Origin of the sequence: Bradyrhizobium sp. Mp27 (assembly GCF_029953005.1) — a bacterium.
Classification (GTDB): Bacteria; Pseudomonadota; Alphaproteobacteria; order Rhizobiales; family Xanthobacteraceae; genus Bradyrhizobium; species Bradyrhizobium barranii.
Genome location: NZ_JASAUS010000032.1, coordinates 16683 through 29460, shown reverse-complemented (window position 1 = coordinate 29460; position 12778 = coordinate 16683). Strand labels below are relative to the sequence as shown.

General features: G+C 65.2%; 17 protein-coding genes. 12 read left to right on the top strand and 5 right to left on the bottom strand.

Annotated features, from left to right (window positions below; all coding sequences use genetic code 11):
- Position 1 precedes the first annotated feature (1 nt).
- The 5 genes from QJT78_RS18340 (at position 2) to QJT78_RS18320 (ending at position 3668) form a co-directional block, all read left to right on the top strand.
- Positions 2-970 carry a YVTN family beta-propeller repeat protein gene (locus tag QJT78_RS18340; RefSeq protein WP_028151300.1) on the top strand — a complete coding sequence of 323 codons (969 nt, stop codon included), beginning with the start codon at positions 2-4 and terminating at the stop codon, positions 968-970.
- Complete coding sequence (locus tag QJT78_RS18335; RefSeq protein ID WP_028151299.1) at positions 967-1773, top strand: ABC transporter ATP-binding protein; 807 nt, start codon at positions 967-969, stop codon at positions 1771-1773. Before QJT78_RS18340 ends, QJT78_RS18335 begins: the two co-directional genes overlap by 4 nt.
- On the top strand, positions 1770-2615 hold the full coding sequence (locus QJT78_RS18330; RefSeq protein WP_038944074.1) for an ABC transporter permease: 846 nt from the start codon (positions 1770-1772) through the stop codon (positions 2613-2615). The genes QJT78_RS18335 and QJT78_RS18330 overlap by 4 nt, the downstream gene beginning before the upstream one ends.
- A complete protein-coding gene (locus QJT78_RS18325) occupies positions 2615-3229 on the top strand; it encodes a hypothetical protein (RefSeq protein WP_028151297.1) in 615 nt (204 codons plus the stop codon). Before QJT78_RS18330 ends, QJT78_RS18325 begins: the two co-directional genes overlap by 1 nt.
- 139 nt (positions 3230-3368) lie before the next feature.
- A complete protein-coding gene (locus QJT78_RS18320) occupies positions 3369-3668 on the top strand; it encodes a copper-binding protein (RefSeq protein WP_028151296.1) in 300 nt (99 codons plus the stop codon).
- Positions 3669-3837: 169 nt separating this feature from the next.
- Here the strand turns inward: QJT78_RS18320 and QJT78_RS18315 are convergent, their stop codons facing one another.
- Together QJT78_RS18315 and QJT78_RS18310 are read right to left on the bottom strand one after the other, a co-directional pair.
- A complete protein-coding gene (locus tag QJT78_RS18315; protein ID WP_028151295.1) occupies positions 3838-4395 on the bottom strand; it encodes a PQQ-dependent catabolism-associated CXXCW motif protein in 558 nt (185 codons plus the stop codon).
- Complete coding sequence (locus QJT78_RS18310; RefSeq protein WP_028151294.1) at positions 4392-5273, bottom strand: substrate-binding domain-containing protein; 882 nt, start codon at positions 5271-5273, stop codon at positions 4392-4394. Before QJT78_RS18310 ends, QJT78_RS18315 begins: the two co-directional genes overlap by 4 nt.
- A 129-nt stretch (positions 5274-5402) precedes the next feature.
- On the opposite strand from QJT78_RS18310, the gene QJT78_RS18305 reads away from it, so the two are divergent.
- Together QJT78_RS18305 and QJT78_RS18300 are read left to right on the top strand one after the other, a co-directional pair.
- Positions 5403-6329 carry a quinoprotein relay system zinc metallohydrolase 2 gene (locus QJT78_RS18305; RefSeq protein WP_028151293.1) on the top strand — a complete coding sequence of 309 codons (927 nt, stop codon included), beginning with the start codon at positions 5403-5405 and terminating at the stop codon, positions 6327-6329.
- Positions 6330-6404: 75 nt separating this feature from the next.
- Positions 6405-7226 (top strand): quinoprotein dehydrogenase-associated SoxYZ-like carrier, encoded by an 822-nt coding sequence (locus QJT78_RS18300; protein WP_028151292.1) that lies wholly within the window; start codon positions 6405-6407, stop codon positions 7224-7226.
- A 157-nt stretch (positions 7227-7383) separates the two neighbouring features.
- On the opposite strand, the gene QJT78_RS18295 is transcribed toward QJT78_RS18300, so the two are convergent.
- Positions 7384-7743, bottom strand: a complete 360-nt coding sequence (locus QJT78_RS18295) for a hypothetical protein (protein WP_028151291.1) — start codon at positions 7741-7743, stop codon at positions 7384-7386.
- A gap of 135 nt (positions 7744-7878) precedes the next feature.
- Here QJT78_RS18295 and QJT78_RS18290 point away from each other — a divergent pair, with 135 nt between their 5' ends.
- Genes QJT78_RS18290 through QJT78_RS18270 form a run of 5 tightly spaced genes read left to right on the top strand, consistent with a single transcriptional unit; the run spans position 7879 to position 11513 of the window.
- Entirely contained in the window at positions 7879-8826 is a 948-nt protein-coding gene (locus tag QJT78_RS18290) for an ABC transporter substrate-binding protein (RefSeq protein WP_028151290.1), read from the top strand.
- 1 nt (position 8827) lies between these two features.
- Complete coding sequence (locus QJT78_RS18285; protein WP_028151289.1) at positions 8828-9565, top strand: ABC transporter permease subunit; 738 nt, start codon at positions 8828-8830, stop codon at positions 9563-9565.
- A complete protein-coding gene (locus QJT78_RS18280; protein ID WP_028151288.1) occupies positions 9555-10295 on the top strand; it encodes an ABC transporter ATP-binding protein in 741 nt (246 codons plus the stop codon). The genes QJT78_RS18285 and QJT78_RS18280 overlap by 11 nt, the downstream gene beginning before the upstream one ends.
- Before the next feature lie 58 nt (positions 10296-10353).
- Positions 10354-11139 (top strand): pentapeptide repeat-containing protein, encoded by a 786-nt coding sequence (locus tag QJT78_RS18275; protein WP_240537665.1) that lies wholly within the window; start codon positions 10354-10356, stop codon positions 11137-11139.
- Between the two features lie 26 nt (positions 11140-11165).
- A complete protein-coding gene (locus QJT78_RS18270) occupies positions 11166-11513 on the top strand; it encodes a hypothetical protein (protein WP_014493628.1) in 348 nt (115 codons plus the stop codon).
- A gap of 10 nt (positions 11514-11523) precedes the next feature.
- Here QJT78_RS18270 and QJT78_RS18265 read toward each other — a convergent pair whose 3' ends face one another.
- Both QJT78_RS18265 and QJT78_RS18260 read right to left on the bottom strand, forming a co-directional pair.
- On the bottom strand, positions 11524-11733 hold the full coding sequence (locus tag QJT78_RS18265; protein ID WP_014493627.1) for a hypothetical protein: 210 nt from the start codon (positions 11731-11733) through the stop codon (positions 11524-11526).
- A 124-nt stretch (positions 11734-11857) separates the two neighbouring features.
- A complete protein-coding gene (locus tag QJT78_RS18260) occupies positions 11858-12763 on the bottom strand; it encodes a hypothetical protein (protein ID WP_038944072.1) in 906 nt (301 codons plus the stop codon).
- Positions 12764-12778: the final 15 nt, after the last annotated feature.

The window sequence follows — 12778 nt, the reverse complement described above, 5'->3', positions numbered from 1 at the left end:
AATGTTGCGCATGTGGCGTGTGGGGTTGCTGTCCGGACTGGCGCTTGCGGCCGCGCCCGCGCATGCGTTCATTGCCTATGTCTCGAACGAGAAGAGCAACACGGTCTCGGTGATCGACACCGACAGCTGGACCGTGACCAAGACCATCAAGGTCGGCCAGCGCCCGCGCGGCATCGATTTCACGCGCGACGGCAAGTTCGTGATGGTCGCGGTCGGCGACGACGACACCATCCAGGTGATCGATGCCAAGACCCAGGCCGTGGTGGACAGCCTGCCCTCCGGGCCCGACCCGGAATTGTTCGCGCAGGATGCCGCCGGAAAAATCCTTTATGTCGCCAACGAGAACGACAACACGGTGACCGTGATCGATCTGGAGAAGCGCGCCCGGCTCGGCGACATCCAGGTCGGCGTCGAGCCCGAGGGCATGACGATCAGCCCCGACGGCAAGACGCTGATCAACACGTCCGAGACGACCAACATGGCGCATTTCATCGACACCTCGTCGCGCCAGATCGTCGCCAACGTGCTGGTCGACGCGCGGCCGCGCTTTGCCGAGTTCAAGCACGACAGTTCGGAAGTTTGGGTGTCCTCGGAGATCGGCGGCACGGTCTCGATCATCGATCCCAAAAAGCACGAGGTGACCGGCAAGGTCACGTTCGAGATTCCGGGATTGCGGAAAGAGGCGATCCAGCCGGTCGGCATCGGCATGACCAAAGACGACAAGACCGCTTTCGTCGCGCTCGGCCCGGCCAACCGCGTCGCCGTGGTCGACGTCGCCTCGCGCAAGGTGACGAAATACCTGCTGGTGGGACAGCGGGTCTGGCACATGGCGTTCACGCCGGACGAGAAATACCTGCTCACCACCAACGGCGTGTCGAACGACGTCTCGGTCATCGACGTCGCCGCGCAAAAGGTGATCAAGACCATTCAGGTAGGCGAACTGCCCTGGGGCATTACGATCGCGCCATGACCAGCCCTGCTCCCATCGCCGAGCCACAGGAGATGCCGAGGCTGGAAGCGGCCGCGGTGCCGGCGCTGTCGATCGACGGCGTCAGCCATTCCTATGGGCCGCGCCGGGCGTTGATGGACGTCTCCTTCAATGTGCAGCCGGCGAGCTTCACGGCGCTGCTCGGGCTCAACGGCGCGGGCAAGAGCACGCTGTTCTCGCTGATCACGCGCCTGTTCGGCATCCAGAGCGGCCGCGTCGGCATTTTCGGCCACGACATCAGCACGAGTCCCGGCGAGGCGCTGCGGCTGCTCGGCGTCGTGTTCCAGCCGCGTACGCTCGATCTCGACCTGTCGCTGACGCAGAACCTGCTCTATCACGCCGCGCTGCACGGCATCAGCCGGCGCGAGGCGGCCGCGCGCAGCCGCGAGCTGCTCGGCCGTATCGGGCTGGAAGAGCGCGCCGACAGCAAGGTGCGCGATCTCTCCGGCGGCCAGATGCGGCGGCTGGAGATCGCCCGCGCCCTGCTGCACCGGCCGCGGCTGCTGTTGCTCGACGAGCCGACCGTCGGCCTCGACGTCAAGGCGCGCGCCGACATCATCAGCCATGTCCGCCAGCTCGTCACCGAGCAAGGCATCGGCGTGCTCTGGGCCACGCATCTGTTCGACGAGATCATGGCCGGTGACGACCTCGTGGTGCTGCACCAGGGCAAGGTGCTGGCGCAGGGGCCGATGAGCCGCGTCATCACCGATGCCGGCGCGCAGGACGTCAACACCGCCTTCATGCGCCTGACCGGTGCCCAGACGATGCCGGGGGGCGGCGCATGAGCAGCATCACGACGCGGGATACACCGCGCGGTTTCTCGGCCGCGGAATACATGACCTGCCTCACCGGCATCGTCTGGCGCGAGGGCCTGCGCTTCCTGCATCAGCGCGAGCGCTTCGTCTCCGCGCTGGTGCGCCCGCTGGTATGGCTGTTCATCTTCGCTGCCGGCTTCCGCCAGGTGCTCGGCATTTCCATCATCCCGCCTTACGAAACCTACATCCTCTACGAGGTCTATATCGCGCCCGGGCTGATGGCGATGATCCAGCTCTTCAACGGCATGCAGTCCTCGCTCTCGATGGTCTATGACCGCGAGATGGGCAATATGCGGACGCTGCTGGTGAGCCCGCTGCCGCGCGGGTTCCTCCTGTTCTGCAAGCTGCTCGCTGGCACCGCGGTATCGCTGCTCCAGGTCTATGCGTTCCTGCTGATCGCCTGGTTGTGGGACATCACCCCTCCCGCGATCGGCTATCTCACCGTGCTGCCGGCGCTGATCCTGTCCGGACTGATGCTGGGCTCGCTCGGCATGCTGATCTCTTCGGGCATCAAGCAGCTTGAAAGCTTCGCCGGCGTGATGAACTTTGTGATCTTTCCGATGTTCTTCGCCTCCTCCGCGCTCTACCCGCTCTGGCGCGTGCAGGAGGGGAGCCCCTATCTCTACTATCTCTGCCAGGCCAACCCGTTCACCCATGCGGTCGAACTGATACGCTTTGCATTCTACGGGCAAATCAACTGGATCTCGCTGGCGGTGGTGGCGGCCTGCACAATCGTCTTCATGATCGGCGCGATTCTGGCCTATGATCCCTCGCGCGGGCTGGCGCGACGGGGCCCTGCGGGAGGCGAATGATGAGATCAGGGATCGTGATCGTGGCCGCTGTGGCGCTCGCTGTTGCGGCCACGGCCGCACGCGCGGCCGATCCGCGCTATCCCGACTGGCCCTGCACGCAGGCAAAAGTGCCGGTGATTTCTCTCGCCGCCGTGTGGGCCGGTCCGGCGCTCGACGACGCCGAGACCAAGTGGAAGGATGACGCCAAGATCAGCGCGCTGGTCTCAAAGCTGTCGGCGCGCAAGACGCCGCTCGACGAGGCGGAGAAGTCGGTCAAGGAATTTCTGGCGGGCTCCGCCGCTGACAAGACCGCGAACGCAAAACTCCTGTTTGCCGGCCTGTTCGACACGCTCAATGCGCAGCGCTCCCAGGTCATGAGCGGGCTCGAACGCGTCAGCCGCAAGCAGCGCGAGGCCGCCGACAAGATTCGCGAGGAGACCCTGGCCCTGCAGGCGCTCCAGAGCGCAACGCCGCGCGACGAGGCCAAGGTCGAGGCGCTCAGCAACGATCTGATCTGGAAGACCCGCATCTTCGAGGACCGACATAAAGTGGTGCGGTTCGTTTGCGAAGTTCCGACCACGATCGACCAACGCCTGTTCGCTCTCGGACGCGTGATCCAGCAGGAAATGGAATAGCGTCAGCCTCGCTGACGACGACATTCGGAAAGTTCCCGCGATATCAGCGCCATCGTTACCCTTTGCCGCGCTATCAGCCGGAACCAAATCGCTCTAGGATGGCTTGTCGACGTGAACTCCAAGACGTCGGGAGGCCTCGATGGGAACAACAAAATTCATCTTCGCATGCGCTGCAGCCATCAGCACGCTTGCGTCCCCCGCTTTTGCTGACGACATGACCGGGATGGTCACCAGAATCGACCGGCTCAACAGCACGATCTCGATCCAGCAGACACAGAAGGGCACGGTCGGCGGCAGCGCAGGCGGCGCCGGCGCGCTTCAGGAGTACAAGGCCAAGGACGCCGCGATGCTGGATGCCGTCCATGCCGGCGACAGGGTGACGTACTCGGCGACCGACAACAACGGTACGGGCACGCTGACGAAGCTGCAGAAGCAGTAGACTTTGCTTCCGCCTCGCTCTCGGCGAAAGGGAGCTTCCGCGAGGCGTCTAGTCGATGTGCGCGGACGCTCGGCCTACACCGTCATTGCGAGCGCAGCGAAGCAATCCAGAATCTTTCCACGGAGGGACTCTGGATTGCTTCGCTACGCTCGCAATGACGAGGAGAGAACTACTGCTCCGGCCGCGGCTCGGGTTGCGCATCGTCCAGCGGAAGCTTTGCGCGCTCCCAGCCGTCGGTGCCGTCGGGGTACCAGGCGACGTTGGCATAACCGTAAGCCAAGGCGCGCTTGGCGGCGTTCCAGGACATCCAGCAATCGGCCAGGCAATAGATCACGAGCAGTGCAGCCTTGTCGCCGCGCGCGGCGTGGGCGAGGCCGCGCTGGAAATAATCGTCCATGGCGGGCGGCAGCACGCCGTAGCCGGTGTCCGGCAGCCAGATGCTGCCCGGGATGTTTTTCCGCGGCATATCGCGCCAGACGGTGCCTTCGGGAAGGTTCTTCGGCTTCGGCGCGCGTGGCAGCACGTCGATGAATGCGCCGCTCTTCGCACGCCAGATCGCTTCGGCCTCCGCAGTCGTCAGCACGCGCGCGCCAGTGAGCGTCGCCGGCACCGGCGCGCGGTAATTGTCGGCGCGATATCCCTCGGGCTCGAACGGCTCCTGCTGCTCCGCCAACGCCGGCGCCACCAGAATGGCGGCGAGCAGCGCAGCGGCAACGCGCCGCCTCATGGCGTCTTCTTGGCCGTCTCCGCACCGAGCGGCCGGTCGCTCTCGTCGAGCAGCGGTACGCCGAAGTCGAGCAGGATCTTGTTGATCTCGCCCTGGTTCTCCTGGATCACCTTGTTGAGCTGCCGCTTCCAGTTCTGGTCGGCGGGACGCACACCCATGCCGATGCGATAGACCAGCTTCGGCCCGGTGGTTTCCTTCACCAGCGGCGTGACGTGCAGCGATCCGGCCTTCTTGGCGTAGAACCCGGCCATCGGCCCCCACAGCACGCCGGCGTCGATCTTGCCGGCGGCGAGGTCGTCGATCATGGCCTGCGCCGAATTGTCGAAGCGCGTGTCGATCATCAGCGGATAGGGCTTCGCATCGCCCATCAGACCGGCCAGCGCCATGTTGGTCGCCGGCGGCGTGCCGGCGACGATGCCGACATGCTTGCCCTTCAGGCGCGCGTCTTCGAGCGTATCGACGTCCTCGAGCCCGCTGCCGGTCTTGGCGACCAGCGCATAGGTCGTGCGGTAATAGGGATTGGTGCCCTGCACGAGGTCGTCACCTTGCGGGAATCCCATGATGACGTCGCAGCGATGCGCGCCCAGCGTCATGCGCACGAAGCCGGTGGCCTGCGGGAAGAAGACGAAGTCGAGCTTCTTCTGGAGCTTGTCCGCGAGCAGCTCGGCGAGCTTGTTCTCGAACCCCTCTCCCTTCTCGTTCGAGAACGGCAGATTGCGCGGGTCGGCACAGACGCGCAGCACTTTTGGATCGACCAGCTCGAACGAGAGGTCGCCGGTCTCGCTGGTCTGCGCAATGGCGACGTCGCCGAACGCGCAGGACGCCACCAGGACCCACAGTGAAAACAACCAGCGACGATGTCGTCCGGCCTCCCTCATCGCGCTTCCTCCTCGGTTTGTTTGAATGCTAGCCATGCAACGCATGACGCGCCATGTTTTGCCAAACTTTGTGCTGGCTTTGCTTTGTTGCAGTGCAAAGCGCGCAACCCTTTGAACTGAGGCGGAAAAGTGTCTCGCATCGCTCTCGTGATCGCAGCCTTGTCCCTGCTGGGGATAGCGACGCTAGCACGCACTGAAGCGGCCGAATTGCCTGTAAGCGAAGTCGCGCCGGGAATCTTCGTACACTCCGGGGCCATTGCGCTGATGACCCGCGAGAACGAAGGCGACATCGCCAATGTCGGCTTCATCGTCGGCGAGGACGCGGTGGCCGTGATCGACACCGGCGGCAGCCTCCGCGAGGGCGAGGCGCTGCTGGCGGCGGTGCGGGCTCGTACATCCAAGCCGATCCGCTACGTCATCAACACCCACGGCCATCCCGACCATGTCTTCGGCAATGCGGCCTTTGCCGCTGAGGGAACCAGCTTCGTCGGCCACAGCAAGCTGCGGCAGGCGCTGGCGACGCGCGGGCCGTATTATCTCGACAATTTTAGACGCCTCATGGGTAGCGAACTGATCGATCCCGTGAAGATCGTGCCGCCCACCCTGCTCGTCGTTGATACCCTCACGCTCGATCTCGGGGCGCGCCGCCTCACCTTGCGGGCTTGGCCGGCCGGGCACAGCGACAACGATCTGACCGTGTTCGACGAGGCAAGCAGAACGCTGTTTGCGGGCGACCTCGTCTTCCTCCGCCATATCCCGGTGATGGACGGCAGCATCCGCGGCTGGCTCGGCATCCTCGGGGAACTCGACAAGATTCCGGCGCAGCGCGTGGTGCCCGGTCACGGGCCTGTGAGCGACTGGCCTGCCGCGCTCGGCGACGAGCGGCGTTATCTCATGACGCTGCTGGCGGACGTCCGGGCGTCGAACAAGAAGGGCGAGCCAATCCGGACTGCCGCCGACAAGGCGGCAGCATCGGAACGGCCGCAGTGGCAATTGTTCGACGACTACAATGCTCGCAACGCAACCGCAGCATTTTCGGAAATTGAATGGGAGTAGTGGACGCGCTACGCTGGACGGGGATCGGCTGCGCCGCCCCAGAGAAAACTGCTTCGTCCGCACGGAACCACGACCATGACGGGATGCACACGCCGCCGCCTGCCCCTGATCGCCGCATTGGTCGGCATCGCCTTCGCTGTGCCGGCGAGCGCCGAGGAGGCTTACGATCCCTGGCCGGGCCTGGTGCAGGACATCTTCAGCAACCGTCCGATCAACGACGGCAACGACGTCATCGGCATCGAGATGCCCTATCGCGCCGAGGACGCGGCGATCGTGCCGGTGACCCTGCGCAGCAAACTGTCGCCCGCGGATAGCCGCCGTATCCGTTCGATCACGCTGGTGATCGACCGCAACCCCGCGCCAATGGCGGCGAAGTTCGAGCTCGGCGCAGATGCCAACGTCACCGAGATCTCCACGCGCGTGCGCGTCAACAACTATACCGACGTCCACGCGGTCGCCGAACTCAGCGACGGCCAGCTCTACGTCGCCAAGACCTATGTGAAGGCCTCAGGCGGCTGCTCGGCGCCGGCAGGAAAGAACATCGAGGAAGCCAGGAACCGGCTCGGCCAGATGCGCTACCGGCAATTCGCGCGCGAGGAGGCACCGGCGAGCCACGTCCGCGAGGCGCAGATCATGATCGGCCATCCCAACAATTCCGGCCTGCAAATGGACCAGGTCACGCAGCTCTACATCCCCGCCTTTTTCGTCAACCAACTGAGGCTGACGCAGGACGACAGTCCCGTGCTGTCGATGGAGGGCGGCATCTCGATCTCGGAAGATCCCAATCTGCGCTTCACCTACGTCTCCAACGGTGCCAAGCGCTTCCGCGCGGAGGCGAAGGACACGGATGGGCACGTGTTCCGCAATGAATGGGATGTGGAGAAGCCGGGGACGTGAGGCCCTCGATCGTCATGGCCGGGCATAGCCGTCCGAAGGACGGCGTCGCTTCGCTCGCCTATGTCCCGGCCGTCCACGGACTTCGCGCCTATCCTAAGAACGTGGATGCCCGGGACAAGCACGGGCATGACGACTACGGTTGGCGTGGAGCTAGCCGTCAGAAACACCTCACCTCGGCTTCCGCCTGCGCGCGCCTGAGATCGTTCACTGCTGAGTTCGCCTGCTCGGACGTACGAAACTGGACGCCGAGATTGCCGCGCACCTGGGACATGCTCAGCGCCGTCTCGGCGGTGACGTAACGGTCATAGGACACGATCGAGGCCACCACGTCGATCGAGCAGGAACATTGCTCGATCGACTGCCGGCTCTCGCCATTGGCCTTCATGCAGCCATAGACGTATTCGGCACGCGCCGAGGTCGGATAATCGTTGGCCTCCTCGGCACGCACGGCGTAGACGGTCGCAGCCCACACCGCCAATGCGGCGACAATCGGTCGTAGCTGTCCCGCCAGATTCATGCGCGTCCTCCCGCTGGTTGCGACGAAAGCTATGCTATGCGTATTGTCATGAAAAGCACTCCCTTCGAGGAAACGGCTCACAAGGTGATGAGAGCACTTGGTTTGAGAGCGCCTAGGCGAACATTGGCGCTCGCGATGACGCTGGCGCTGTCGCTCGCCGCCCCCGGCCTCGCCGCAGATACGATCCGCCTTGCAGTGCAGAAGACTGGAACATTCTCCTGGGAGCTGGCCGCGATCCGCGCCGGCGGGCTCGACAAGGAAGCCGATCTGTCGCTCGACGTCGCCGAACTCGCGAGCCCCGAGGCCGGCAAGATCGCGCTACGCGCCGGGAGTGCCGACATCATCCTGTCGGACTGGCTGTGGGTGTCGCGCGAGCGCGTGCTCGGCGCCAAGCTCACCTTCTATCCCTATTCCAGCGCGCTCGGCGCGGTGATGGTGCCGGCCTCGTCGCCGCTCAAGACGCTCGCCGACCTGAAGGGACGGAAGCTCGGCGTCGGCGGCGGCGCGATCGACAAGAGCTGGCTGCTGCTGCAGGCGCGGATGAAGCAGGACGGCATCGACCTGAAGTCGGACGCGAGCATCGTCTATGGCGCGCCGCCCTTGATCGCCGCCAAGGCGCTCGATGGCGAGATGGATGCGAGCCTCAACTTCTGGAATTTCTGTGCGCAGCTCGAGGCCAAGGGCTTTCGCCGCCTCGCCGGCATCGAGGACATTTTGCCGAAGCTGGGGGCCAAAGGCGCGGTATCCGCGGTCGGTTACGTCTTCGACGAGAGCTGGGCCGCAAGCCACCGCGATGCGGTGGCGCGTTTCATTGCGATGACCCGCAAGGCCAAGCAGCTGCTGATCACCTCGGACGCCGCCTGGGACAAGATCGCGCCGCTCACCGGCGCGAGCGATCCGGCCATCCTCAAGACCTACCGCGACCGCTATCGCGACGGCATTCCGCGCCGGAGCATCGTGGACGAGGAGGCGGATGCGCGCGTGCTCTATCGCGTGCTCGCCGAGATCGGCGGACGCGACCTGGTCGGGCCGGCGGCCGAGCTCGATCCCGGCACCTTCTATCACGCGGTCCCCGGAGACTGAGGTGCTGCGTCTTCTCTCGTTTTCCCTGTTCCTCGCGACCTGGTGGATCGCGGCGCTGTTCGTCGGCGGCGTAAAGCTGCCCTCCCCGCCTGCCGTGCTCAACGTCATCATCGCGGAAGCATCGAGCGGCGCCCTGTTCCTGCATCTCGGCGCCACGCTGGCTCGCGTCGCGCTCGCCTTCGTGCTGGCGATGTCGCTCGGCAGCGCCATCGGCTATTTGATGGGACGGGTGAAGCTCGCCGACCGGCTCGGCGATCCCTGGCTGATCCTGCTCCTGAACCTGCCGGCGCTGGTCGTGATCGTGCTCGCCTATATCTGGGCCGGCCTGACCGAAGCGGCCGCGATCGCGGCGATCGCCATCAACAAGCTGCCGACCGCCATCGTCACCTTGCGCGAGGGCACCCGCGCGCTCGACCGTTCGCTCGACGAGATGGCCACCGTGTTCGCGATGCCGCGCTGGCGCGCGTTCCGCCACGTCGTGCTGCCGCAGCTTGCGCCCTACATCGCAGCCTCGGCCCGGTCCGGATTGTCGCTGGTATGGAAGATCGTGCTGGTGGCCGAGCTGCTGGGACGGCCGAACGGCGTCGGCTTCGAGATCGGCGTCGCCTTCCAGCTGTTCGACACGCCGCGGCTGCTGGCCTATTCGCTCACCTTCGCGGCCGTCGTGCTCGTCATCGAAACCTTGCTGGTGCAGCCGTTCGAAGCCCGCGCAACACGGTGGCGGCCCCGTGCGGCTTGAAGTCGATATCTCCGGAAAGACATTCAAGAGTGCCGCGGGCGAAACGCACGAGGTGCTGGCCCCGGTCAGCTTCGCGCTTCAATCCGGTGAGGTCGGCGTTTTGATCGGCCCCTCCGGCTGCGGCAAGAGCACGATGCTGCGCATCATCCTCGGGCTCGACCGCGATTTCCGCGGGACCATCGCGCGTCCACCGGAAGCGCGGATCGGGATGGTGTTCCAGGAGCCGCGGCTGCTGCCGTGGCGCTCGGTCGAGCAGAATGTGCGGCTTGCGGCCCCTGATATCTCCGAGGCGAAGCTGTCGGAGCTGTTCAGGATCCTGGAGCTGGAAGCGCATCGCAGCCACTTTCCCGGCGAATTGTCGCTGGGTCTTGCCCGGCGCGTCGCGCTGGCCCGCGCCTTCGCAGTCGAGCCCGATCTGCTCGTGCTCGACGAGCCCCTCGCCTCGCTCGACGACGCACTCGCCGGCCGCCTGCGCGACGAGATCGCGACGCTGGTCGCAAGCCGCCCCATGATGACGCTGCTCGTCACCCACAGCCTCGACGATGCGGTCCGCCTCGGCGACCACTTGTTCTTCCTGTCGCCGCAGCCGGCGCGAATTCTGGCAGAAGTGCCCATCAGCATCCCGCGTGGCGCACGCGGCGACGCAGAGATCGCCGCGATCAGGGCGGACCTCGTGGCGAGAATCCAAGGCGAACATGGCGGCGAACACGCCGGGCGTGATGCCTCATAGGCAGCGACGCAAGGCGCGTGCTAAACAGGGCCCGTAGCGGAGCCTGATGATGACGCGAATGGTCGCCCTCATGACGCTTGGCCTCGCTCTCGTCGCGACCATGGCGAGCGCGCAGGACATGATGCGTGACGTCGACCTCACGTCTCCCGCGATGGTCTCCGCGGAAATGAGCCGTCAGGAGGTCGAGGCCATCCTGGCCAAAGCCAGCGCCGGGGCGCCGGCCGATTTCACCGGCAAGCGGTTGTCGGGGCTCGATCTCTCGGGTCTCGACCTTTCCACGGCGATTCTCCGTGCGGCACGACTCAACAAGACAAAACTTGCCGGCGCCCGTCTTGATCAGGCGATCCTCGATCAGGCGTGGCTGCTGGACGCTGATCTCGCGGGCGCGAGCCTGAGGGGCGCCAATCTGTTCGCCTCGCAGATGGCGCGCGCGCGTCTGGACGGCGCGGACCTGACCGGTGCTCGCATCGCGGCCGACCTCACCGGCGCAAGCCTGCTCGGCGCCTCGATTGCGGACGCGCATCTTGGCGCCGACATGCGCAACCAGTCGATGGGGCTGATGCGCGCCGTGCTGCGGTCCGCCAATCTGGAAGGGTTGAACGCGCGCAATGCCGACCTGTCGCGCGTCGATCTCGAATTTGCCTCCCTCAAGGGAGCCGACCTGACCGGCGCATCGCTCAAAAATGCTCAGCTCGGCGGCGCCGACCTGACCGGAGCCACCGTCACTGACGCCGATTTCGAGGGCGCTGATCTTGCCTCGGCCAAGCTGATCGCGCCGATCGGCCTTGACCGCGCCAGGAATTTCGACAAGGCAAAGAACCGCGAGCGCCTGATCAGGGAATAACGGCGCGCCTTTGGGAGGATCGGCTGATGCGTTGGTTTCTGGCTTTGATCGCGTTGTTGACGTTGGCCGGCGAAGCCGCCGCCCAAAGCAAGGGCAAGGGCATCCGGCTCTGGAATTTGACGACGGAGACGATCTCCGGCTTCCAGCTCTCGCCCGCCGGCAAGACCGAGTGGGGGCCGAACCAGTGCCTGAACGACAAGGACAAGGAGGTCGACCACGACGAGCGGCTGCGCATCACCGGTGTCGAACCCGGCCGCTACGACGCCAGGGTCAGCTATCCCAATGCGCGGCAGTGCGTCGTCCGCGACATCGAGATCAAGGCGGACGCGGTGTTCTCGATCGCCGACAAGGACCTGAAGGACTGCACGAAATAACGAAGGCGGCTTACGCCTTGTCGTTCGGGTGCGGATATTCGCAGCGCCACCGCACCGCCTGCCACTTCGGATGGTCGCCGACCCATTGTGCGATATAGGGCGGCGCAGCCATTACGCATTGCCTGGGCGACCCCGCAAAGTTGAACACCAGATGCTGCTCCTCGCAGGTCGCAGGCGAGAGCACCGCACACACAGTCACCACCAGGTCAATCGGGTTCATGCCGGCATCCTGTCGCAAGGGGACGATGGAGATTAGCACGAAAGATTACGTTCCGAGGAGCGGGAAGTTTCAAACGGACGGGATGCTCCCTCTCCCCGCGCGCGGGCAGAGGCGGAACAAACACCTAGAAGTTTACCCCGAACACCAATCGCGCCTGATGACGCTCGAAATTGACGAGGTCGAGATTGCCGCCAGATCCGGCCGGGCGGCCCCAGGCCTGCATGATCCAGCTCAGGGTGAGCCGCGACTTCTCCGATAGCTGGAAATAGGCGGTCGGACCGACAAACAGCGCCTGCCCCGAGAACTCACCGAGGCCGATGCCCTCATACTGGCGGAAGTAGCGCATCTCCCCGCCGAGCAGAAAATTGGGGCGCACGCGCACCATGCCGCCAAAGGCCGCGCCGATCGTCGAGCTCTTCTCGGACACCCCCGCCACCTCGAAGCGCGCCCATTCCGGCTGATAGATCAGATTGAGCGCTGCGATGGCGTAGTTCGGAATCAGGTCACGGTCGAAAGCGAGCGTGAATTCGGAGCCGTACATCCGTCCCTTCGCGCCGCTGGTCTCGTCGATGCGATCGCCATGGAATTCGGCGGCGACGGTCAACCCGAACGGCGCGCGCTCGCGGTCGAGCAGGCGGTAACGCAGGTCGAGCGAGGCGCCCTGGAAATTGAGCTGGCGGCGGTCGTCGATATCGGGGACGCCGGTGATGTCGTGCAGCGTGGCGGTGCCGCCGACCTCGACACGGAAGTTCGGCAGCGGCACGACTTCGATCTCGACCTCCTGCTGGAGGGCGCGATAGGTACCGCCGCCCTTGCCGAAGCTCCCCGTCGTCTGGGTCTGGAATTCGCGCTCGCCGGGATTGCCGACGTCGGTGCCGATCATGAAGCCGAAGATGTGCTCGGTATCGAAGCCCTCTTCGGCACGGACACACGCCGGTGCAAGCGCAACACCGAACGCAATTGCCGTCCAGATCGTGTGGGCTCCAAGGCGCATTGCGAACACTACCACGGCTTCGACGGCGTTCGCCATCGAAGCCGCGGCAGG

Coding starts and splice junctions, on each gene's coding strand:
- QJT78_RS18270 (WP_014493628.1), top strand. CDS start 11,166: ATGCGTTGGTTTCTGGCTTTGATCGCGTTGTTGACGTTGGCCGGCGAA.
- QJT78_RS18315 (WP_028151295.1), bottom strand. CDS start 4,395: ATGAGGCGGCGCGTTGCCGCTGCGCTGCTCGCCGCCATTCTGGTGGCG.
- QJT78_RS18335 (WP_028151299.1), top strand. CDS start 967: ATGACCAGCCCTGCTCCCATCGCCGAGCCACAGGAGATGCCGAGGCTG.
- QJT78_RS18340 (WP_028151300.1), top strand. CDS start 2: ATGTTGCGCATGTGGCGTGTGGGGTTGCTGTCCGGACTGGCGCTTGCG.
- QJT78_RS18290 (WP_028151290.1), top strand. CDS start 7,879: ATGACGCTGGCGCTGTCGCTCGCCGCCCCCGGCCTCGCCGCAGATACG.
- QJT78_RS18295 (WP_028151291.1), bottom strand. CDS start 7,743: ATGAATCTGGCGGGACAGCTACGACCGATTGTCGCCGCATTGGCGGTG.
- QJT78_RS18275 (WP_240537665.1), top strand. CDS start 10,354: ATGGTCGCCCTCATGACGCTTGGCCTCGCTCTCGTCGCGACCATGGCG.
- QJT78_RS18300 (WP_028151292.1), top strand. CDS start 6,405: ATGACGGGATGCACACGCCGCCGCCTGCCCCTGATCGCCGCATTGGTC.
- QJT78_RS18310 (WP_028151294.1), bottom strand. CDS start 5,273: ATGAGGGAGGCCGGACGACATCGTCGCTGGTTGTTTTCACTGTGGGTC.
- QJT78_RS18330 (WP_038944074.1), top strand. CDS start 1,770: ATGAGCAGCATCACGACGCGGGATACACCGCGCGGTTTCTCGGCCGCG.
- QJT78_RS18260 (WP_038944072.1), bottom strand. CDS start 12,763: ATGGCGAACGCCGTCGAAGCCGTGGTAGTGTTCGCAATGCGCCTTGGA.
- QJT78_RS18325 (WP_028151297.1), top strand. CDS start 2,615: ATGAGATCAGGGATCGTGATCGTGGCCGCTGTGGCGCTCGCTGTTGCG.
- QJT78_RS18320 (WP_028151296.1), top strand. CDS start 3,369: ATGGGAACAACAAAATTCATCTTCGCATGCGCTGCAGCCATCAGCACG.
- QJT78_RS18265 (WP_014493627.1), bottom strand. CDS start 11,733: ATGAACCCGATTGACCTGGTGGTGACTGTGTGTGCGGTGCTCTCGCCT.